The sequence below is a fragment of the Draconibacterium mangrovi genome (assembly GCF_010586825.1).
GTDB lineage: Bacteria > Bacteroidota > Bacteroidia > Bacteroidales > Prolixibacteraceae > Draconibacterium > Draconibacterium mangrovi.
This window is the reverse complement of record NZ_JAAAGB010000002.1, coordinates 165,805-188,001: the sequence shown is the minus strand read 5'-3', so window position 1 is coordinate 188,001 and position 22,197 is coordinate 165,805. Positions and strand designations below refer to the sequence as shown.

The window sequence follows — 22,197 nt, the reverse complement described above, 5'->3', positions numbered from 1 at the left end:
TAACAACTAAAGGATCCATCAATGGAAATGAAGCGTAAAATAAATTCACATTCGTTAGACACATTCACATCACAAACGCTGAACTGTATTTCCTCCCCTCTGTTTAGTTATTTTTTATCCTACAACTTTCAACACATTTTACTTCAACATACACTGTCCCATTTCCCTGAGTCACAGTGATAAAAAATAAGAAGATGGAATCCGAAAAGGAGCACAGGTTTTGTGCTCCTTTTATATTTTATAGAGATTGTTTTTTATGGCAAAGATTACAAGTCCTGCAACATTTTTGGTTTTGGTTTTTTCAAGCAAGTTGTATTTATGCCCTTCGATGGTGCGTGCGCTAAGGCCAAGTTTTTCACCAATTTCGGTGGCCGTTAGTTCTTCGCAAATCAGCTTCAACACCTCGCTTTCGCGCTTTGTAAGCTTCAGCAGAAATGCTGAATCTTTGGTCGTATTTTTCTTTAATCCCTGCAGAACTGCTCCCGACAAACTACCCGAGAAGTAGAAATCGTTTTTTAGTACTTTTTTAATGGCCAGCTCCAACTCGTCAGGCTCGGCATTTTTTAATAAGTAACCATTTACTCCTTCGTTAACCAGGTGAGCCACCAGTTGCGGAGCTTCTTCCATACTTAGTATTAAAATCCGAATATCAGGGTAATCTTTTCGTAAATGCCCGGTTACCTCAACACCATCCATTTCGGGCATATTAATATCAAGCAATACCAAGTCCGGTTTTTTGTCCAGTTCTGAAAGCAGTTCCAATAATTCTATTCCGTTACCGGCTTCGTATATATTCTCAACAATATCAAAATCGTCTAACAAGCCAACCATCCCTTTTCTAAAAAGTTTATGGTCGTCGATAACCACGATATCTACTTTTTGATCACTCATCAGCTTGCAGAACTATAATTGCGCGGGTTCCTTTTCCCGGCGATGATTTCATTTTAAATTTTGCATTTGCCATTTCCGACCGGCTTTCCAGGTTTCGTAAACCAAGTCCGGTTTGTATTTTTTCTTCCAGTAAAAATCCTTTTCCATCGTCGCCAACAACAACTGCAACAAGCTGTTTTTCAAATCGAATTTCTATTGAAATGCGCGATGCCTCGGCGTGTTTAATGGCATTATTAACCAGTTCTTGCACGATACGGAAAACGGCCAACTCCTGATTGCTTTCAAAACGAAATTGCTCTCCGCTTTTCCAACATTCGATAGCCAACTGGTCAGATTTATTCACCCACCCTGCCAACTCTTCAAGCGCAAAATACAATCCCAGCTTTTCCAACGACGGAGGCAACAACGACCGAGAAATGCGGCGTACCTGAAGAATTACATCGTCGAGATAGGTTTTGGTTTCGCTGGCAAGCTCTTTTGCTTTACCTTCTTCTGCCTTTTTTTCAATCCTCCCCACAGTCAGTTTTACCACCGAAAGCATAGCACCAACCTCATCGTGCAGATCGCGCGCTATACGCTTGCGTTCGTTCTCCTGCGACTGGATAGTGTTTTTAATTATTTCTTCCTGCTGATTTTGAACCACACGGTTTAATTCCAGTTGTTTCTGCAATAATCTTTTCTGATAGGCTATAAAAAAGAAAAAGATGCCACCAGCCAACAATAGCATGCCGATGGTACCAATTAAATAGACCAATAATATTTCCGAATTCCCGGCTCCCTCCACAATTCACATTTTAGTCATTGCTAAAATAGTTAACAAAATTGAACTTTCTGTAAAATCAAAATAATATTCGAACATTGTGCTAGCGGAGAATTTTATTTTCCCTGAAAATCATCTATTTCAACAGTTAGAAATTAACGGTCAGATTTCCAAAAACCAATAGCCACAAGGATATAAAATAAGGTATTTAACCCCACAAAATAGTAGTTTGTAATTTTGGCAAATTCTCTTGAATAATCGAGAATAAGGTTAAACAGGAGCGAATAAAACAGGTTGCCGGCATAATAGATAAGAACTGCAAGATTAAGAAATATGAGTGGTTCTTTCCATAAATTCAAGATCCTGGCTTCAGTCATTATTTTGTACAGAAATAACATTGAAAAGCCTACAATTAGTATCTTACCAATCGCGAGCGGAAGTGCCGGATACAGAAACACAGATTGCAAAAACATTGTATTAATTATACAATATACCTCAAACAAAACAATCAGGATGACCATTAATCGTTTATTGATAATATCTTTTAAAATATACGAATAAAAGAAACCAAGAAGCAGAAACTCCAGCATTAAATACAAATGTGATAAAGGAAGAGTGTTGGTTTCCCCGTCATAAGTAATCAGTCCATACCGGATAATTATCCTAGAAATAATCTCATTGACCGTTCCATAAATCACAAAATATAAGAACAAACGCAAGCTTTTATCAAGATGCTTGTACCGATAAATACCAATAAAGAAGGGTATCAGAATTGATACCCAGTTATACATTATAAAGCTCAAACCTTAATTGTTATGGATTATAGATACTTCGTTCGTCGCAAAATGGAGGACAAACCCCTGTATTATTGAATTCTTCCGGATCTTCCACGTCTCCTGCCGATTTTAGCAATTGATCGGAAGCAGCACTTACCATAACATCCATGGTCTTTTTAATTCCGAATTCAATTTTTATACTAGCATGATATTGCGTATTGAACAACTCGTGTAACTCGAATTTAGTAAGCAAATATGCATTTGGATAAATGTACTGACGATAGGCAGCTCCTTCGTGTTTTTCATCAATTTCGCCGGCCCGCCATTTACGGTATAAACGTATACTTTCTATTACCGCTTCGGTATTGTCCGAAAAATCTTCGTTTACCTTACTCAGTTTATATACTGGTGTTTCGTAGTCGGCATAAACATCGCCACTTCCCAAAAGAAAAGAGGACACTGCATAACCACAAAGCACATATTTATCGCCATCTTTTTCGGGCTCCAATCCAAGGTATACACGCACCCGGTTTTCATTCTCGCCAATCAACGATTTATAGGTTTCTTTCTGCAAAATGATTGGAGTCAATTTTAGATTGAAGGTTTTATCGGCTTCTTCTTTAAAGTTACTTTTCCAGTTTTTTGCTTTATTCGCTGGAAGTTGATCTCGTTTTAATTTGTTTGCCATATTTATTGTATTTGGACAATTAAAAATAGACAAAATGTTTGACATAAAAATAGGTTCAATAACATATTCTCAAAATGGGGCAATCAAAATCCGACTTTTAAAACACAAAAACTGCCCGCCAAATAAATGCTGACGGGCAGTGCTGTAAGAAACAGTATAAATTTAAGGTCTAGCCTGTTTCGACATCTTATCTCAAATTCCTGTTAATAAGGTTCGTAATAGTAATCATCAACATAGCCTTGGTTGTAGTAATCGTTGTTATAGGCGTAATACCTGTCGGGATAATGCACCAGGCTAAAACCTAATCCTGACGACTCAAAAAATAAATTTCCAACCCTAAAATACAGGTAGCCATTTATATGAACTTGTTCGTAGCCATATGGTAAACGTTCGAATGAAAATCCAAAAGGCAGATTTACCAACACATAACCAACTCCCCTGTAATAACGGAAGAAGTGTCCGTCGTAACAATAGTAGCGATTATGGTTGTGTACAAACACAGTTGGACGGTAAACAAACTTGCGAATTACGTGACCGTAGTGATTATTGTAATAATAATATTTGTGATAACGATAGGAGTAAGGATTGTATCCTCCGTAATAATCGCGCCAACTGTTGTGGTTCCAATGGTAGTGCTCCCAACGACGATCCCAGTGATTATTTTTATAGTAATTATAATTTGAATAATACTTCCTGTCGTTATGGTTGTAATCCATCGCTTTCGGCCGGTTTCTGCTACTCCACTGCTCGCTGCTTCCCCGATAACTTTTATTTGGAGTAAACCGCTTGTCATTTCTGTCTACATTGTAGTATCTCCGTGTATCAGAAACTGAATTTCGACTTGTTCCTCTACCGCTTGCAACTGCAGGACTGGACTCTTTTGAATTGGAATAAACCCGCGAGGGCTGTCTATTCGCATCTCTACCCCGGGGCTGATCGGTCCTTTGTGGTTGACTTGGACGATAAACACTTCCTGAAGAGCTGGAAGTACTTTTTTGCGATTTATAGTTGTTGCTTGAACTACTTTTACGCTGAACATCGGGTTTTGCCGACCTAGAATCATTGTACTTATTGTTGCTTGAACGAACATTTGCACTGCTTCGGCTGCTAGTTGTTTTACTTGACGACCGAACGCCTCTATCCGATGATGTCGGAGTTGATTGCTGATAAGTTTTTGAGGCACTTTTTGTTTTTACCTCGCTTCTGCTGCTCCTTTCAGGAGCTTCCCTTTTTTCGGTTCCTCGTTCTCCTCCCCTGCGCTGGGCCTGGGCCGGAACTGTTGTAATTGTAATTGCCGCCAGAGTAATTATCGTGGCAAACAATTTAAATGTTGTTGCTTTCATGACAATAGACTTTAAAATTCAACAATTTGTTTGCTATGCTCTGTTGGCGCCAAAATAAAAATCGATATCTGCCTTTGTAAATGCAAAGCGTGTGCCAAAAACTACACTGCCGCAAGTGACAAAACTTACAACTACTAGAGAACAGGCATTTATGCACTTTTTTTTCTAAGCAATTCTCTCTACTTTTGCGGCGATTTAATTAAAGTATGGCCCGGATATTAGCAATAGATTACGGAAAAAAACGAACAGGATTGGCAGTAACCGATCCGGGGCAGATTATTGCCACTCGTCTAACAACAGTTCCAACGCATACCATTTGGGATTTTTTGAAAGATTATTTCGAAAAAGAAGAGGTGGAAACGGTGGTTGTGGGATATCCCAAACAAATGAACAACCAGGCATCGGAGTCTGTTAGATTTATCAATCCGTTTTTGAAAAAGTTTCAAGTAAAATATCCGGAAATGAATTTGGAGATTTACGACGAACGTTTTACGTCGAAAATGGCCTTTCAAACCATGATTGACGGTGGACTAAAAAAACAAAAACGACAAGACAAGGCATTGGTTGATGCCATAAGCGCAACCATTATTTTACAGAATTATTTAGAACAGAAACGCAACTCATTACGATAAAGGCAATTAAAACATAGATTTCCAGGAGATTAAAAGAGTTGTTATCGATATAAAATATATAAAAATGAAATACCCGGTTACAGTATACGGAGACCCTTTATTACGAAAGAAAGCCCAAAGAATTGAAAAGGATCATCCAAACCTGGATGAGATAATTGAAAATATGTGGGAAACCATGTACTACTCAGATGGTGTTGGCTTGGCAGCACCGCAGGTTGGGTTGTCGATTCGTTTGTTTGTAATCGATGCCTCATCGGGTGCCGACGAAGAACCGGAGTTGGAAGGTTTTAAAAAGGTTTTTATCAACCCTGAGATTATTGAAACAAAAGGCGATGAATGGACAATGAACGAAGGTTGTTTGAGCTTGCCCGAAATAAGGGAAGATGTAAATCGCCCCGACGAGGTTACCATTAAATACCTCGATGAAAACTTTGATGAATACATTGAAACCTACAAAGGTTTTGCCGGACGTGTAATCCAGCACGAATATGATCATTTGGAGGGCATTTTATTTGTCGATTATTTATCGCCATTGCGCAAACGTTTATTAAAAAGTAAACTTGTTGCCATTTCAAAAGGGAAAGTTCGTCCGCACTACCGAATAAAAGTTCCAAAATAATGTAACCATTTTTCAAAACCTGCGTTTAAAGGCTAATCCTTCAAGCGTAGGTTTTGGAAAATACATTTAAAAATATACCCTTCTCTCGAATCATAGTCGCTTTTGCCACTGGCATTTTGGTTGCGTCAATATTTACTGGAATCAGCACACTTCTAATTTATTTGGCTATCGCCATTTACGGGTTCCTGATTCTCATTCACAAACGCTACAACTTTTATCTTGCTCCGCTTTTTGGAGGAATGACTTTTATTCTGCTCGTATTATTCGGAGCCATCACTTACCAACAATACAACCAGCCACCACCTCCCGAAACAAAAGGATTAATGGCAGCCACAGTGCTTGAAACACCCCAGGAAAAAACCAATTCTTACAAAAGCCTGCTTCTTTTACATTCTGTCAATACAAAAGATACATTATTTGGTACACGAGAAAAAGTGCTGGTTTATTTTGAAAAAACTGAAGACATCAATCAATTAAAGCCGGGAAGTCAGATTATTTTTGAGCAGTCGCCCGAACCGATTGAGAACCGCAGAAATCCGTACGAATTTGATTACAAAAACTACCTCAAAAAGAAACACATTTTCCGGCAGGTATATTTAAAAACCGGGAACTGGAGTTTAACCGGATACACCACCAACACTCCACGTTTATGGGCCGAAACAATTCGCGACAAACTGCTAAAAATATATCGCGACCAGGAAATAGGGGCACAAGAAACTGAAATTCTTTCAGCGCTTACGCTGGGCTATAAGCGCGAACTCGACCGCGAAACAAAAAGGATATTTTCTTCAGCTGGAGCTATGCATGTGCTCGCTGTTTCCGGATTACACGTTGGCATAATTTTCTTTGCCTTTTCATTCTGCTTTGGATTTCTGCAAAAAAGAAGAATTGGCAAATTTATTTACGTGGTGCTTTCTATCAGTTTTTTGTGGGGTTACGTTTTTATTACCGGTCTGTCGCCATCGGTATTGCGTGCTTGTACCATGTTTAGCCTGATTATCATTGCCGGCAATATCAACCGTCGGGCAAATATTTACAACACACTTGCAGCCTCAGCCTTTCTGCTTTTATTGGTAAATCCCAATAACCTCTTCGAGGTAGGATTTCAACTCTCGTATATGGCTGTTTTTGGAATTGTTTTTCTGCAACCCCGAATTGCCGGATTATGGCCGGTGAAAAACAAGGTGGGGCTATTTTTCTGGAATTTAATAAGCGTTTCAATTGCAGCCCAAATAGCCACATTCCCGCTTTCGTCCTATTATTTTAATCAATTCCCTACCTACTTTTTACTGAGCAACATCGTAGTAATTCCGGCTGCCATGCTTCTTATACCCCTCGGGCTCGGATTATTGGCCTTTTCAAAAATACCGCTGCTGGCTCCTTCAATCGCTTTCGTAGTAAAATGGATTATAAAAAGCGTATATTTTTTACTCTCCTCCATCGAATCATTTCCACATTCAACACCCGATGTTGTGCTTCACGTACCCGAACTGCTTTTTGTTTTGGTCATACTGTTTTCCATCTTCCTTTTTCTGAATTCGCACCTAGCTGTCTTTCTAAAGTCGGCACTTTCGTTTGCGGTGGTCCTTGCTGCATTTATTCTGTTTTCAGGTTACAAGCAAATCAACCGGCACGAAATTATTGTACTAAACTCACAAGAACAGGTAACTTGCTTTATTTATGCGAACAAAATGTATGTCATCTCACCAGACACAATTTCGGTTGACGATTACAATTATAGCTCTGTGCAAGATATAAAACGCCAGAAACGAATAAAGAATGTGATTTTCCTTACTTCCGATTCAACATTCAACGATGATTTGCTGTTTCTCGACAAAGGACTGGTTGTTTTCGAAGGAAAAAAAGTTCTAATGGAACAAAAAAGTAAGCCGGCAACAAACACTGTTTCGCCTGACATAATCATTAGTTCGAAAACTGCTTACACTACCGAAACTATTTCGGAAGATTGTTGTGTTATAAGGTACTATCCTGACCGAAAAAACTCCTCTTCCGAAACAAAACATCACATTCTTTCTGCACAAGGAGCATTTACAACCACCTGGTAACCGTACATTCCACATTAACCCCTGATTGTAATCTCATATTTGGTTGAGAAATATTTTGGTAAATTCCTGTAAATTACACGGTGCATTTTGTAATTTAGAATGTTAATTTAATGTTGGAAGCAGAAAATTATAAAGCGTTTTCGGTTGAGTTTAAAAACAGAATGCATTATTTTGCCTTATTAAATAATACAGACAGGTGAAACGAGCATGTAATCATAATGCTTACAGAATAGAAGCTAACAAGCGAGTTCCATCGAATACTTTTTAGAATTAACACTTATAATGAAATGAAAGTTGTTATAGCGGGTGCCGGCGAAGTAGGAACACATTTGGCGAGAATGTTAACCAATGAGAACCACGACATTACCTTACTGGATGATTCTCCTGAAAAACTGGCAAATATCAGTAGTGAAGTAGACCTGATGACAATTGCGGGTTCCGCTCATTCATTTCAGGATTTAAAAAGTACCGACCTGGCAAAATCCGATTTGTTTATTGCAGTTACTCCCTTTGAGGAACGGAACGTTTTAGCCTGTTCAATGGCGTCGTACCTTGGGGTTAGCCGTACAATTGCACGAATAAACAACTCCGAGTACCTTCAGGAAAGATACCGATCAAAGCTTAACAATCTGGGGATAAATGAATTGATTTACCCTGAAAGTCTGGCAGCAAAAGAAATTGTAGCCTCGGTAAAACAAACAGCTACACGTCAGTTAATCGAGTTTTCAGGCGGAAAACTGATTATGATGGGAATTAAAGTGCGCGAAAATGCACCGGTTCTGAATAAAACATTTGAAGAATTATCACAGGAGAATCAGCATTTATTGGTAGTGGCAATTAACCGCGACAATGAAACGATCATCCCGAATGGTAATGATTTTATCAAAAACGGAGACATCGTATTTTTTGTTACCACACCGGCCGAGCAAAACAACGTTTACGAATTAACCGGCAAAACACTTTTCGAGGTTAAAAACATCATGTTTTTGGGAGGTAGCCGAATTGCCCAAAAAGCAATTGAAAAACTGGGCGAAAACTACCGCATAAAAGTTATTGAAGGCGACCGAAAAAGATGCGAAAAAATAGCCGATAAGTACGAAAATGTGCTGGTAATTAACGGCGACGGGCGTAATCTGAATTTGTTACGCGAAGAAGGGATTGAAAAAATGGATGCTTTTGTGGCAACCACCGGAAATTCGGAAACCAATATATTAGGCTGTCACCTGGCAAAAACATTTGGCGTTCGCCGAACAGTGGCCGAGGTTGAGAACTTAGCCTACATGAACCTTGCAGACAATATGGATATCGGCAGTATTTTTAATAAAAAGCTGATTGCTGCGGGTTACATTTACCGTTTTACGCTTAATGCCGAAATCTCGAAAGTAAAATGTTTAACAGCCTCCGACGCCGAAGTTTTTGAGTTTATTGCCAAACCCGGAGCTAAAATCACACAAAAATCAATAAAAGATCTTGACTTCCCCGAAGAAGCAAAAATCGGAGGTGTGATTCGTGGCAACATGGGCTACATTGCCCACGGATATACCCAAATTCAGGAAGGCGACAAAGTAGTTGTATTCACCCTGCCTTCAGGAATTAAAAAGCTGGAGAAATTCTTTAAGTAAGCGCAAACTACCGGAACATGAATCTTAAAATCATTTTCAGAGTACTTGGTTTTTTATTGTTTGTAGAGGGAATTGCCATGGGCATCGCTCTTCTTGTTGCTCTGATTTATGGAGAATCCGACATTAGTGCGTTCTTAATTTCAGGCGGAATAAACCTGGCCATTGGCGGACTGATTGTTGCAACCACTTCGAAGGCCAAAAAAGATATTGGCAAACGCGAAGGATTCATCATCGTATCGATGGTGTGGATTGTGTTCTCCTTTTTTGGGAGTTTACCTTATGTTATAAGTGGCTCCATTCCGGGTTTTACCGATGCATTTTTCGAAACCATGTCGGGGTTTACCACAACCGGCTCATCAATTTTAAACGATATTGAGGCACTTCCTCATGGCATTTTATTCTGGCGAAGCATTACACAATGGCTTGGAGGAATGGGAATTATCGTTTTATCGCTGGCTATTTTGCCGGTATTCGGGATTGGTGGTATGCAGTTGTTTATGGCCGAAGTTCCGGGGCCAACACCCGATAAAATAAGTCCGCGAATTAAACAAACGGCAAAAACACTTTGGGTAATTTACCTCACATTTACGGTTGCCGAAACGCTTTTGTTGTGGGTTGGAGGAATGACCTTTTTCGACGCAATTTGTCATTCGTTTACCACCATGGCTACCGGAGGTTTTTCAACCAAACAGGCAAGTATTGCGCACTGGCCATCGCCATTTATTCAGTATGTAATTATTGTTTTTATGTTTTTGGCCGGTACAAATTTTACCCTCTCCTATTTCGCCATCAAAGGAAAATTTTCGGTGGCTTTTAAAGACGAAGAGTTTAAATACTACAGTTTCTTTACGCTAGGATTTACGGCCCTTATATTTATAGGCCTGTTAATTTCTGCCGAAATCGGCATTGAAAAAGCATTCCGCGATTCACTGTTTCAGGTTATTACAATAATCACAACCACAGGCTACGCCACTGCCGATTACCTCACCTGGCCACCGGTTTTAACAATGCTCATTTTTGTGCTTTTCTTTTTTGGTGGTTCTGCCGGGTCAACGGGTGGAGGTATAAAGATTATGCGTATTGTTGTGCTGCTTAAAAACGGCTATTACGAACTTAAACGTTTGGTACATCCCAATGCTATTATTCCTGTTCGGTTTAATAAACACTCGGTTGATGCAAAAATTGTTACCAACGTACTGGCATTTTTTATGATCTACTTTGTAATTTTTGCCATTAGCACCGTTATTTTCACACTGATTGAGCCGGATATGGAATCGTCGATGGGGGCTGTTGCCACCTGCCTGGGAAATATTGGTCCGGGCTTAGGATCTGTTGGGCCTGCAGAAAATTTCTACCACATTAAACCTATCGGGAAGTGGTTCTTATCATTTCTGATGTTGCTTGGCCGTCTGGAGCTGTTTACTGTTTTGGTGCTCTTCTCGCCATCGTTCTGGAAAGAATAATCGATTTAATATTCCAATTCACCTTTTCCCTGGCGCACCAAAGTTGGTTCGTCCGATGTGCAATCAATAATTGTTGATGGAATTAATTCGCCAAAACCACCGTCGATAACAATATCGGCCAGTTCTGCGAATTTTTCATGGATCAACTCCGGATCTGTGGTATATTCCAAAATTTCGTCGTCGTCGTGCACCGACGATGAAAGAATCGGATTTCCCAATTCATTTACGATCTCACGAATAATATTGTTATCGGGAATACGGATTCCTACCGTTTTCTTTTTCCCTTTAAAATACCTTGGAACATTATTATTGGCATTTAATATAAAGGTAAACGGACCTGGCAAATTTTTACGAATGAGCTTAAAAATATGACTGGGAATTGGTTTGGTGTAATCCGACAAATGGCTAAAGTCGCTACAGATAAACGAAAAATTATTCTTCTCTACCTCAATGCCTTTAATACGTGCTACTTTTTCAACTGCTTTTTGATTGGTAATGTCGCAACCAATTCCGTATACTGTGTCGGTTGGGTAAACAATAACCCCACCTCCACGTAAAACATCTACAACTTTGCGTATATCGCGGGGATTTGGATTTTCATTATATAAGCGAACCAACATAGTTTTTCCTATTTTTGGGCGATAAAATTAGTTTTTAAAGTTATAAAAGTTGCCTTTTTGCTGCTTTTTAGCTGAATACTAATTGTACAACATAGGATTTTTAGGAAATTCGAAGGCCATGCAACGAAAAATTATAAATACCGAAGACGGCTCAAAAACGTTGTTTATTCCTGAAATGGACGAACAGTACCACTCGGTAAACGGAGCACTAACCGAATCGGAATATGTGTATCTCAACAAAGGCTACCGGCACAATCAATCGGCGGAGCCGGTAGTTCTTGAAATTGGCTTTGGAACTGGATTAAATGCATTGTTAACAGCCATTGAAGCAGAAGATAAAAAACGTAAAACCACTTATATTTCCTTAGAAAAATACCCGATTGAACCGACCGAAATAGAGCAGCTCAACTATGGAAGCTTGATTTCTAAACACGCGGAAGAACTTTTTTCAAAGCTGCACGATTGTGAGTGGGACCGACAAACACAAATTTCACCGTATTTCGATTTGTTAAAACTAAAAACCGACCTCACTCAGTTTTCTTTTGAGGAGCTTCCAATGCTTGATGTAATCTATTTTGATGCATTTGGCCCCGACAAACAACCCGAGATGTGGAACGAGGAAATTTTCAGAAAGCTTTTTAGAATTAGTAATTCAAATGCAAACCTAGTTACCTATAGCGCTAAAGGTGAAATTCGCCGACGAATGGAACGATCGGGTTATAATTCGGAGCGACTTCCCGGTCCTCCGGGAAAAAGGCAAATGCTTCGGGCAACCCGACCTTAATGTAAAAATCGCGCAAGAACCTGCCCAAAACCGCAATCTAACACACTGCTTTACTGAGACTTACATTATTGTTTGCAAAATCATTCGACAAGCCGAATAATAAACACGAATGTTCGATTATTCCTGACTTAAACTTTTTTAACATTTTTTAATTTCACCAGTTTCGTTTCTGTATTGGTCACAATATTTTGTATAAAAACATCCCGAAAAAGGTTAAAAACCAACCTTTTGACATTTTGTTAAAAAATAACCGATCGCCGGAAAAACACCTTTTTGATAGATATTTTCAATTTTTTCTGCATTTGGATTCTTGGAATTTGTAAAAATTCCTGTAAAATTTGAACTTCATTCAACGTGAAATTTATGATTTATCAATTTCAAATTGTTTCACAAGAGGCCCAAAACTTCCGATTGGAAGTTGCTCTGGATGAGAAACATTCATTTTTCGATTTTCATAGTATTATACAGAAAAGTGTTGGTTTTGAGTCACACCAACTGGCATCTTTCTTCGTGTCCAATAAAAACTGGAGAAAGCTGGTTGAGATTTCAATGTTAGACTTAGGTATAAATGGTGCAGCATTTTACATCATGCAAAAAACAAAACTAGGTGACCTGCTGCAAGATAAAGGACAACAACTCATTTATACATTCGATTTTTTGAACGACAGGTCTTTTTTTATAGAACTAACTGGAATAATTATGGAAAAAAATCTTAATGAGCCATTAGTCGCTTTAAAACAAGGCGATTCCCCCGTTCAGGTTTTAGGAGAAGAAAAAATTGAACTTGAAACTGGTATAGGCCAGGAAGAAGAAGTTTATATGGATTTTGGAGAGCTTGATGATTACACTGAAATCTTTGGCGAAATGGACGATTTCTAATCACGAAAGACGACTGTTTAATCCATGTTTAAAAAAATTCCAAGGCTGTTCAATATTTTGAACAGTCTTTTTTTTGTCATTAATTTGCCAAAAATCATGCATTCATGCCAAAAACGATTGTTGTAATTACCGGCCCAACCGGAATTGGAAAAACCGAGGTGAGCATAAAAGTTGCCCAATATTTTAATGCTGAAATCGTTTCGGCCGACTCGAGGCAAATTTTCAGGGAACTCAACATCGGGACTGCAGTTCCGTCGGCAGAAGAACTGGCTGCCGTACCTCATCATTTTATACAAAGTCATTCGGTTGAAGAAAATTTCAACGCCAGCCGCTACGAAACTGAGGCGCTGGAACTGATCGACAAGCTTTTTCGGCAAAAGGATATTCTATTGCTGGTAGGTGGATCAATGTTATACATCGACGCTATTTGCAAGGGCATTGATATTATGCCCGATGCCGATCCTGAAGTTCGGGCAGCGTTAAAAAAGCAACTGGAAGAAGAAGGGTTGGAAGGCCTGCGTTTGCAGCTAAAAACACTTGATCCGGAATACTATAAAAAAGTGGATCTGAAAAATCCGAACCGAATTATCCATGCGCTGGAAATTAGCATCCAAACCGGAAAACCCTATTCATCATTTCGCTCCGACACACCAAAAGAGCGCCCTTTTCAAATAGTGAAAATTGCGCTGAACTGCGACCGGCAGTTGCTTCACAACCGTATTAATTTAAGGGTAGACAAAATGATGGAAGCCGGGCTGGAAAAAGAAGCCCGGAGTGTATACCACAAAAAACATTTAAACTCGCTAAATACAGTGGGCTACCAGGAAATGTTCGCCTATTTTAACGGAGAAATATCGCACGAGAAAGCCATTGAGCTGATCAAACGTAACTCGCGGCGCTATGCGCGCAAACAAATTACATGGTTTCGCCGCGATGAAGCTGTAAAATGGTTTGAACCAACCGATACCGCAGAAATAATCAAATGGATCAGCACACAAATCAAGTAACATGGGCCAATTTTTAATTCGGGTTTACGGGCTGGTTATCAACGAAAATAAAGAAGTATTACTTTCTGACGAATTTGTATTGAGCACAAAAATGACCAAGTTCCCGGGTGGCGGGCTGGAATTTGGAGAAGGCTTGATTGATGGCTTAAAAAGAGAGTTTTTTGAAGAATGCGAAGGACAGGAGATAGAGAACATCTGGCATTTTTACACCACCGATTTTTACCAAAAGGCATTGTTTTTCGACGATGCGCAATTAATCAGCATTTACTACCTCGCGGACCTGAAACATCCGATAAAATCTAAGATCTCAGAAAAGGCATTTGACTTTGAAATAGATGGCTGCAAAACACAGAGCTTTCGTTGGGAAAAAATAAAAGACATAAATGAAGATGATATTACTTTCCCAATTGATAAACTTGTTTTGAAGAAGTTAAAAGCAACTTTTAATGTTTAATACGCTTCTGTAAATCAAACATCTTTCTGCAAAAACTGTTTTCTGAGGAAACAGTAACAACCCGGCAACAGCATATCATCGGCAAAAAAGCAGAACAAAAGTCTTTCGAAAATGATAGCTAACAATAAAAATAAGGCCCTTTTTATCGACCGCGATGGAACGATTAACGTGGAAAAAAACTACGTGTTCCGCATTGAAGATTTTGAATTCATTCCGGGCATTTTCGAACTACTAAAAAGTTACCGGAATAAGGATTATCTGTTATTCGTAATCACCAATCAATCAGGTATTGCGCGACAATATTATACCGAAAACGATTTTCTTCGTTTAAACAATTGGATGATCCGGCAGTTTCAGAGACAAGGGGTAGAAATAACAAAAGTTTATCATTGTCCACATCATCCTGAAATAACAGGAAAATGCGAATGCAGACAACCCAAGCCGGGGATGATTTTACAAGCCATTCAGGAATTTAATATCGATCCTGTTAACTCTGTGTTGATAGGAGACAAAAAAAGAGATATTTTAGCAGGTGAAAAAGCAGGGATAGGAAAGAATTTATATATTCAAAACTTATTACAGACAGATTTAAATTAAGGATCAGACAAAGGCAAAGTGCAACATTTTACAAAAGCAGAAATAAGGCATATTGAAGACCGCTACCAGGATTTTTTGAAGGTCATTAAAGATAAGTTTGATGAAGGGCGGTTGGCACGTATCGAGAAAGCCTTTCGATTCTCGAATGCGGCGCACCATGGCATAAAACGTAAATCGGGCGAACCGTTTATTATTCATCCCATTGCTGTTGCGCGCATTGTTGCGGTAGATTTGGGATTGGGTGCCACATCGATTGTTGCGGCCCTTTTACACGATGTTGTTGAAGACACCGACTACCGTATGTCGGACATTGAAAATATGTTTGGAACACGCGTGTCGCGCATTGTTGACGGGTTGACCAAACTTTCGGGCGATTTTGATGCCAAACACGCGCTTACACTGAAAAAGATGTTAATGACCCTTTCGGATGATGTTAGGGTTATTTTGATAAAAATTGCCGATCGTTTGCACAATATGCGAACGCTTGATTCGATGCCGGCGCACAAAAAAATTAAGATTGCCGGCGAAACGCTTTTTCTTTATGTGCCACTGGCGCACCGCTTGGGCTTACATGCCATAAAAAGCGACCTGGAAGATTTAAGCTTTAAGCATAAACATCCGGAAGAATACGAACAGATTCAGTACCTGCTGCACAACCAGGAAGAAAAGCGGAACTACCTGGTGAACGAATTCATCAGGCCGATCATTGAAAAGCTGAAGGAAGAAGGAATTGATTGTAAGGTTGAACATCGGCTGAAAACCAGTTACTCCATCTGGCAAAAAATGCAGAAAAAGGCGGTGGCCTTTAACGAGGTATACGACATTCTGGCTATTCGCATCATTATCAACTCGAAAAAAGGAATATCTGAAAAAAGACAGTGTTTTGATGTCCTCTCGATAGTTACCGATATTTATAAACCAAAACCCGACCGTATTCGCGACTGGATTACCATGCCAAAAGCAAATGGTTACGAATCGTTGCATGTTACCGTGATGGGACCACAAGGGCATTGGGTTGAAATTCAGATACGTACCGACAGAATGGATGATGTTGCCGAACACGGTTTTGCGGCACATTATCGTTATAAAGACATCCGCAACTTCGAAAACGAATTGGATCCGTGGATTGAGAGGATACGCGAACTGTTGCAAAGTTCCGATTCTGATGCTTTTGAATTTCTTGATGATTTTAAACTCAACCTGTTCTCTTCAGAAATAAATGTTTTTACACCAAAAGGCGATATGTTTTCGTTGCCACTGGGATCGACAGTAATCGATTTTGCCTACGAAATTCACACAGAATTGGGCAACAAGTGTATTGGGGCAAAAATAAACACTAAGCTGGTTCCTATCAGCCACATACTTGAGAATGGCGACCAAATTGAAATTCTGACCTCTGAAAACCAGTCACCAAAACTGGAGTGGCTAAAGTTTTCGGCATCGCCAAAAGCAAGAGGTAAAATCAAAAATGTATTCCGGCTCGAAAAAAGCAAACATACCGACAAAGGCAAGGAAATTATCGAACAGCTTTTTAAAGACATAAATGCTCCCTTTACGTCGAATAACCTTAAAAAATTAACGGCGCACTTTAACCTGAACAACAAGGAACAGTTGTATTCCGAAGTTGGTATGGGATTTCTGGAGCTGGATGATGTGAAAGACATTATCGGCAAAAAGTCGGAAAGTAAGCTGGTAAAATACTGGAACATTACATTTGGATCGGGCAACAAAAACAAGGACGAAGAAGAAACGCCTGAGAACGAAAAGATCGACAAGAGAAAACCATTTCTTTTACGAGAAAACCAGGACAACATAAAATTCTCGCTCGCTAAATGCTGTAATCCAATTCCCGGCGAATCCGTTGTGGGCTACCTTACAACCGACGATCACGTTATTATTCATAAAGTGAAATGCCGCGAGTTGGAAAAATTTATTGCCAATCAGGGCGAAAAAATCATTCAGGCCGAATGGACAAAATTTAAGCGCCAGTCGTACCTTACACGCCTGCATTTGCAAGGGTTCGACCGACTGGGAATTGTAAACGAAGTAACAACGCTTATATCTAAGGGCCATAATATTAACATGCGTTCAGTAAAATTCGACACACACGATGGTATTTTTATGGGCGACCTGTTTTTATACATTCACAATACAAACGATTTAGAGAACTTAATCAACAAGCTAAGAACGATTAAAGGCATCGATAGTGTAAATCGTGTAGAAAACCTTGAGGATTAATTTATATTCATTCTAAAAGAATAAATTTTTTTTCTATTTTTGGCCTATTTAAAATTGGTTTAATTATGAATAACCAGAAGACCAGAGAAACTGTGCGCAACATGTTTACCGAGTACCTTGAAAAGAACGGTCACCGGAAAACACCCGAAAGATTTGCAATTCTTGACGAGATTTATTGTCGCGAGGGGCATTTCGATATTGAGTCGTTATATATTTCGATGAAGAACAATAACTACCGGGTAAGCCGTGCTACGTTATACAATACCATCGATTTATTGCTTGATTGCAAGTTGGTTGTAAAACACCAGTTCGGCAAAAACATCGCGCAGTTCGAAAAGGCATTTGCAACACTTCAGCACGATCACCTAATCGACACAACACATGGTACCGTTGTTGAATTTTACGATCCGCGTATTCGTGAGATTATTGAAGATGCCTGCATCAAAAACGATTTTAAATTGTCGCATCACACGCTTTATATCTACGGCGAAAGCACGAAAAAAGAATAAAGCTGTTAATTCTTAATAGATTATAAATTAAATGCAGGGTGCTGTTATTTTTATTGCAGAGCATAAAATATTTAGTACTTTTAACTGCTTAATTTGAAAGCCGTGAAAGGTTAATCTTGAACGATTAAGTTTTCGCGGTTTTGCATGTAAAATAAAAATCAAAACTCAAAATGAAGGTAGATGTATTGTTGGGCCTGCAATGGGGCGACGAGGGAAAAGGTAAAATTGTTGATGTATTTACTCCGGAATACGACGTTATAGCTCGTTTTCAGGGAGGGCCTAACGCCGGTCATACCCTTGAATTCAACAATATTAAACACGTTTTGCATACGATTCCTTCGGGCATTTTCCGCGAAAACAAAATCAATGTAATTGGTAACGGTGTTGTTATCGACCCAATCGTTTTCAAAAAAGAAATTGAGTCGTTGAGTAAAATCGGTGTCGATATCTCGAAAAACCTTTATATCTCGAAAAAGGCACACATGATTTTGCCAACACATAAGATTTTGGATGCTGCATCGGAGCAGAAAAAAGGCGACACAAAAATTGGTTCAACCTTAAAAGGCATCGGACCAACTTATAAAGATAAAATTGGTCGTGATGGTTTGCGTGTTGGCGATCTGGTTCACGGTTTTGAAGAAAAATACACCGCAAGGATCAACAACCACAAAGTAATGTTAAGCGAGTTCTTTAAGTACGACTACGAAAAGATGCTTAACGAATGTGAAAAAGAGTGGTTTGAAGGTGTTGAGGTGCTGAAATCGTTTAACCTGGTTGACACCGAGCACATGATTAACGATGCCCTAAAAGAAGGAAAATCGGTGTTGGCCGAAGGTGCACAGGGAACGTTACTTGACATTGATTTTGGTTCCTACCCATTTGTAACCAGCTCGAACACGATTTGTGCCGGTGCCTGCACCGGATTAGGACTTGCGCCACAAACCATTGGTAAAGTTTTCGGAATTTTTAAAGCATACTGTACCCGTGTTGGAATGGGCCCGTTTCCTACCGAGCTTTTCGATAAAACTGGCGAAAAACTGCGTACTGCAGGTAATGAATTCGGATCAACAACCGGGCGCCCGCGACGTTGTGGCTGGCTTGATTTGGTAGCGCTGAAATACACTTGCATGCTGAATGGCGTTACCGAACTGATTATGATGAAAGCCGATGTGCTGGATGATTTCGATACTATTAAAGTTTGTGTAGGTTACGAAATTGATGGCGAAGTTGTTGAGCACTTCCCATTTGAATTAGACGACCATGTAAAACCTGTTTACGTTGAACTACCCGGCTGGGAAACCGATCTTACCAAGATTAAAGACCAGAACGAATTCCCGGAAGAACTAAATAACTACATTAACTTTATTGAAGACGAAATGGGCATTCCTATTACGCTTGCATCGGTTGGTCCGAACAGGGAACAAACAATTATGCTCGAAAAAGAATAAACAAAGATATTTTGGATTGAAAACGCTGTTCATTTATTTGAGCAGCGTTTTTTGTTTTTCTACATCGCCCACATGTTTCGAAAAATATCAAACGTTTCAGCAACTTCTTGTTTAAATTAAGTATCAAAAGCAGACTAACTTACACTTCCGCTTTCCATTTCAGAACATAAACATTCGGTTAAATTCTTAAAAGATCATTCAAATAGTCATTATTCTTAATTATCTTTAAGCATCTCACAGGGGGCAAAATGGGATCAATATTTAAGGAAACATTAGGACTATATACCGACTTGTATGAGCTGACTATGGCTCAGGGGTACTTTTTTTGTCAAAAAAAAGAACAGCACACTTCCTTTGACTATTATTTCAGGACCAATCCGTACAAAGGTGGGTACACTGTTTTTGCAGGTTTGCAGGATTTTATCGATGCCCTGCAAGAATTCACATATTCAAAATCCGATCTGGAATTTCTAAAAGCAAATGGTTTTAAAGATGAGTTTCTGGATTATCTGCGTGATTTTGAATTCTCCGGCGATATTTACAGCGTAAAAGAAGGAGAGATTGTTTTTCCGAACGAACCGCTTCTGTCGGTTGAAGGAAACATTATTGAATGCCAGCTGGTGGAAAGTATTTTGCTGAATATTCTGAATTTCGAATCGCTGATTGCCACAAAGGCTTTCCGCATTAAACATATTTCGGGGCAAAAGTTATTTGCCGATTTTGGACTGCGCCGTGCTCAGGATTTTGGTGCCATTCATGCCAGCCGGGCCGCTTGTATAGGCGGTGCTTCATCAACATCGAACACTTTGGCCGGGAAAATATATGATATTCCTGTTAGCGGAACCATGGCGCACAGCTGGGTACAAAGTTTCGATTCGGAGCTGGAAGCTTTCAGAGCTTTTGCAGAAACCAATCCCGACAATACCATTTTGCTGGTTGACACTTACAACACTTTAAAATCGGGCGTGCCCAATGCCATTACCATTGGTCATGAAATGGCTGCAAGAGGCGAAAAACTAAAGGCCATTCGGTTGGATAGCGGAGACCTGGCTTACCTCAGTAAAAAAGCACGTAAACAACTGGATGATGCCGGATTACATGATGTTCAGATTCTGGCATCGAACCAACTGAACGAATACGTAATAAAAACTTTGCTGCTGGACCAGAATGCTGCCATCGACGGTTTTGGAATCGGAACCGAAATGATTACCGGCAAAAGCGACGCTGCCCTGGATGGCGTTTATAAATTGACCGAGATTGACGGAGAGCCAAAAATGAAATTCTCCGAAAATATCGAAAAGATTACCCTGCCCGGGAAAAAACAACTGGTAAGGTATTTTGACGAAGAAGGTATGTTCTACCGCGATGGAATTCTTTTACAAGACGAAAAAGCGGAAGAAGTGGATACGATCTATCACCGGATTTACCCCGAGAAAAACACCGAAGTTTCGAAATTAAAAGTCGAACTTCTTCGCGAAAAAGTGGTAGAACAGGGAAACATCTTACTTCAACACAAAAGTCCGCTTGCGATACACGAATACCTGAAAAGCCGGGCCGCTTTATTGCCCGACGAACATAAACGTTTTATCAGTCCACACTTGTATAAAGTTGGTATTTCGAATAAATTAATGACTACCCGCAACGCTCTGACACAAAAATTAAGAACGTTACACTAAGTTATTTTATGACAGAAATTACACGACCTACACTAATTATTGACAAAGAAGTTTGCCTGCAAAACATTGAACGGATGGTAAAAAAAGCGGAGAACTATAATCTTCGGTTAAGGCCACATTTCAAAACTCATCAGGCAGCAAAGGTCGGTGAGTGGTTTAAACGTTTCGGGATCAGCCAAATCACTGTTTCATCGGTGTTAATGGCTGAATATTTTGCATCAAACGGCTGGAGTGATATCACACTGGCGTTTCCCTTAAATATTCTGGAAATGAGCCGGATTAACCGTTTGGCAGACTCCATAAAACTAAATGTACTACTTGAAAACAGGGAGGCGGCAGAAGTGCTGGCCGGAAAAGCGAGCAACAAAATTGGCGTGTATTTAAAAATCGACACCGGTTACAACCGAACAGGTATTCCTGCGGGCAGAACGGGGCGTATCGATTCAATCCTTGATATTTTGCGCAAAAACAGCAAACTTACTTTTAAAGGATTTCTTACACACACCGGACATACGTATACGGCATTATCAACAAACGAAATATTCAGCAGTCATTTTGATGCCCTGCTTAAACTGAAGAAGCTAAAAAACAGGTATCATAAAGAATATCCGGGATTGGAACTGAGTATGGGCGACACACCATCGGCCAGCATTTGCGGAAATTTTGACGGGATAGATGAGCTTCGTCCGGGCAACTTTGTTTTTTACGACCTCATGCAGCACAACCTCGGCGTATGCGAAATAAGTGATATTGCGGTAAAAATGGTGTGCCCGGTTGTGGCCAAACATGTTTCGCGTAACGAAATTGTGATTTACGGTGGTGCTGTTCATTTCTCGAAGGATACGCTGCAAAATACGGATGGTAAACAATTATATGGCCGGGTAATTATCAATCAGGATGATGAAAAGATTCTGCTCGACACCAAAAATTACCTGTCGCGCCTTTCGCAGGAACACGGTGTAATAAAAGTTACACCTACCCATTTTAAACAGATAAACGTGGGCGATTTGGTGGAGATCATTCCCGTACATTCGTGCCTTACCGCAAATATGATGGGGCACATGATTACCACCGAAGGCGAGTTTATTGAAATGATGCCAAAATATTAGTAAAATGAAACGCGCA

At 39.7% G+C, this 22,197-nt stretch carries 21 protein-coding genes; 15 read left to right on the top strand and 6 right to left on the bottom strand.

Annotated features, from left to right (window positions below; genetic code table 11):
* Positions 1–231: 231 nt before the first annotated feature.
* From G4420_RS07835 to G4420_RS07815, 5 genes are all read right to left on the bottom strand, one after another.
* Positions 232–891, bottom strand: a complete 660-nt coding sequence (locus G4420_RS07835; RefSeq protein WP_163323047.1) for a response regulator transcription factor — start codon at positions 889–891, stop codon at positions 232–234.
* Positions 884–1,675 (bottom strand): sensor histidine kinase, encoded by a 792-nt coding sequence (locus G4420_RS07830; RefSeq protein WP_163323046.1) that lies wholly within the window; start codon positions 1,673–1,675, stop codon positions 884–886. The genes G4420_RS07835 and G4420_RS07830 overlap by 8 nt, the downstream gene beginning before the upstream one ends.
* Before the next feature lie 131 nt (positions 1,676–1,806).
* On the bottom strand, positions 1,807–2,028 hold the full coding sequence (locus G4420_RS07825) for a hypothetical protein (RefSeq protein ID WP_163323045.1): 222 nt from the start codon (positions 2,026–2,028) through the stop codon (positions 1,807–1,809).
* 436 nt (positions 2,029–2,464) lie between these two features.
* Positions 2,465–3,115, bottom strand: a complete 651-nt coding sequence (locus G4420_RS07820) for a hypothetical protein (protein WP_163323044.1) — start codon at positions 3,113–3,115, stop codon at positions 2,465–2,467.
* Positions 3,116–3,318: 203 nt separating this feature from the next.
* Positions 3,319–4,458, bottom strand: a complete 1,140-nt coding sequence (locus G4420_RS07815) for a hypothetical protein (RefSeq protein WP_163323043.1) — start codon at positions 4,456–4,458, stop codon at positions 3,319–3,321.
* Between the two features lie 206 nt (positions 4,459–4,664).
* Here G4420_RS07815 and ruvX point away from each other — a divergent pair, with 206 nt between their 5' ends.
* From ruvX to G4420_RS07790, 5 genes are all read left to right on the top strand, one after another.
* Positions 4,665–5,090, top strand: coding sequence for a Holliday junction resolvase RuvX (ruvX, locus tag G4420_RS07810; protein ID WP_163323042.1), 426 nt, complete (start codon positions 4,665–4,667; stop codon positions 5,088–5,090).
* A gap of 64 nt (positions 5,091–5,154) precedes the next feature.
* The gene (gene def, locus G4420_RS07805) at positions 5,155–5,709 is read left to right on the top strand and encodes a peptide deformylase (protein ID WP_163323041.1); all 555 of its coding nucleotides are present in this window, start codon (positions 5,155–5,157) and stop codon (positions 5,707–5,709) included.
* Positions 5,710–5,762: 53 nt separating this feature from the next.
* Positions 5,763–7,775, top strand: a complete 2,013-nt coding sequence (locus tag G4420_RS07800) for a ComEC/Rec2 family competence protein (protein ID WP_163323040.1) — start codon at positions 5,763–5,765, stop codon at positions 7,773–7,775.
* A gap of 287 nt (positions 7,776–8,062) precedes the next feature.
* Complete coding sequence (trkA, locus tag G4420_RS07795; protein WP_163323039.1) at positions 8,063–9,397, top strand: Trk system potassium transporter TrkA; 1,335 nt, start codon at positions 8,063–8,065, stop codon at positions 9,395–9,397.
* Positions 9,398–9,414: 17 nt separating this feature from the next.
* A complete protein-coding gene (locus tag G4420_RS07790; protein WP_163323038.1) occupies positions 9,415–10,860 on the top strand; it encodes a TrkH family potassium uptake protein in 1,446 nt (481 codons plus the stop codon).
* Positions 10,861–10,865: 5 nt separating this feature from the next.
* Here G4420_RS07790 and G4420_RS07785 read toward each other — a convergent pair whose 3' ends face one another.
* A complete protein-coding gene (locus G4420_RS07785) occupies positions 10,866–11,480 on the bottom strand; it encodes an L-threonylcarbamoyladenylate synthase (RefSeq protein ID WP_163323037.1) in 615 nt (204 codons plus the stop codon).
* 118 nt (positions 11,481–11,598) lie between these two features.
* Between G4420_RS07785 and mnmD the strand changes: the two genes are divergently transcribed.
* The 10 genes from mnmD (at position 11,599) to G4420_RS07735 (ending at position 22,181) form a co-directional block, all read left to right on the top strand.
* Positions 11,599–12,264 (top strand): tRNA (5-methylaminomethyl-2-thiouridine)(34)-methyltransferase MnmD, encoded by a 666-nt coding sequence (gene mnmD / locus G4420_RS07780; RefSeq protein WP_163323036.1) that lies wholly within the window; start codon positions 11,599–11,601, stop codon positions 12,262–12,264.
* 363 nt (positions 12,265–12,627) lie between these two features.
* Positions 12,628–13,143, top strand: coding sequence for an IS1096 element passenger TnpR family protein (locus G4420_RS07775; RefSeq protein WP_163323035.1), 516 nt, complete (start codon positions 12,628–12,630; stop codon positions 13,141–13,143).
* 104 nt (positions 13,144–13,247) lie between these two features.
* Positions 13,248–14,150, top strand: coding sequence for a tRNA (adenosine(37)-N6)-dimethylallyltransferase MiaA (gene miaA / locus G4420_RS07770; protein WP_163323034.1), 903 nt, complete (start codon positions 13,248–13,250; stop codon positions 14,148–14,150).
* 1 nt (position 14,151) lies between these two features.
* Positions 14,152–14,604, top strand: a complete 453-nt coding sequence (locus G4420_RS07765; protein WP_163323033.1) for an NUDIX domain-containing protein — start codon at positions 14,152–14,154, stop codon at positions 14,602–14,604.
* Between the two features lie 111 nt (positions 14,605–14,715).
* Positions 14,716–15,201 carry a D-glycero-alpha-D-manno-heptose-1,7-bisphosphate 7-phosphatase gene (locus G4420_RS07760; RefSeq protein ID WP_163323032.1) on the top strand — a complete coding sequence of 162 codons (486 nt, stop codon included), beginning with the start codon at positions 14,716–14,718 and terminating at the stop codon, positions 15,199–15,201.
* 18 nt (positions 15,202–15,219) lie between these two features.
* The gene (locus tag G4420_RS07755) at positions 15,220–17,439 is read left to right on the top strand and encodes a RelA/SpoT family protein (RefSeq protein WP_163323031.1); all 2,220 of its coding nucleotides are present in this window, start codon (positions 15,220–15,222) and stop codon (positions 17,437–17,439) included.
* 65 nt (positions 17,440–17,504) lie between these two features.
* Positions 17,505–17,948, top strand: a complete 444-nt coding sequence (locus G4420_RS07750; RefSeq protein WP_163323030.1) for a Fur family transcriptional regulator — start codon at positions 17,505–17,507, stop codon at positions 17,946–17,948.
* Between the two features lie 170 nt (positions 17,949–18,118).
* On the top strand, positions 18,119–19,396 hold the full coding sequence (locus G4420_RS07745; RefSeq protein WP_163323029.1) for an adenylosuccinate synthase: 1,278 nt from the start codon (positions 18,119–18,121) through the stop codon (positions 19,394–19,396).
* A 248-nt stretch (positions 19,397–19,644) separates the two neighbouring features.
* Entirely contained in the window at positions 19,645–21,072 is a 1,428-nt protein-coding gene (locus tag G4420_RS07740) for a nicotinate phosphoribosyltransferase (protein ID WP_163323028.1), read from the top strand.
* A gap of 8 nt (positions 21,073–21,080) precedes the next feature.
* Positions 21,081–22,181 carry an alanine racemase gene (locus tag G4420_RS07735; protein WP_163323027.1) on the top strand — a complete coding sequence of 367 codons (1,101 nt, stop codon included), beginning with the start codon at positions 21,081–21,083 and terminating at the stop codon, positions 22,179–22,181.
* The last annotated feature ends 16 nt before the right edge of the window (positions 22,182–22,197 follow it).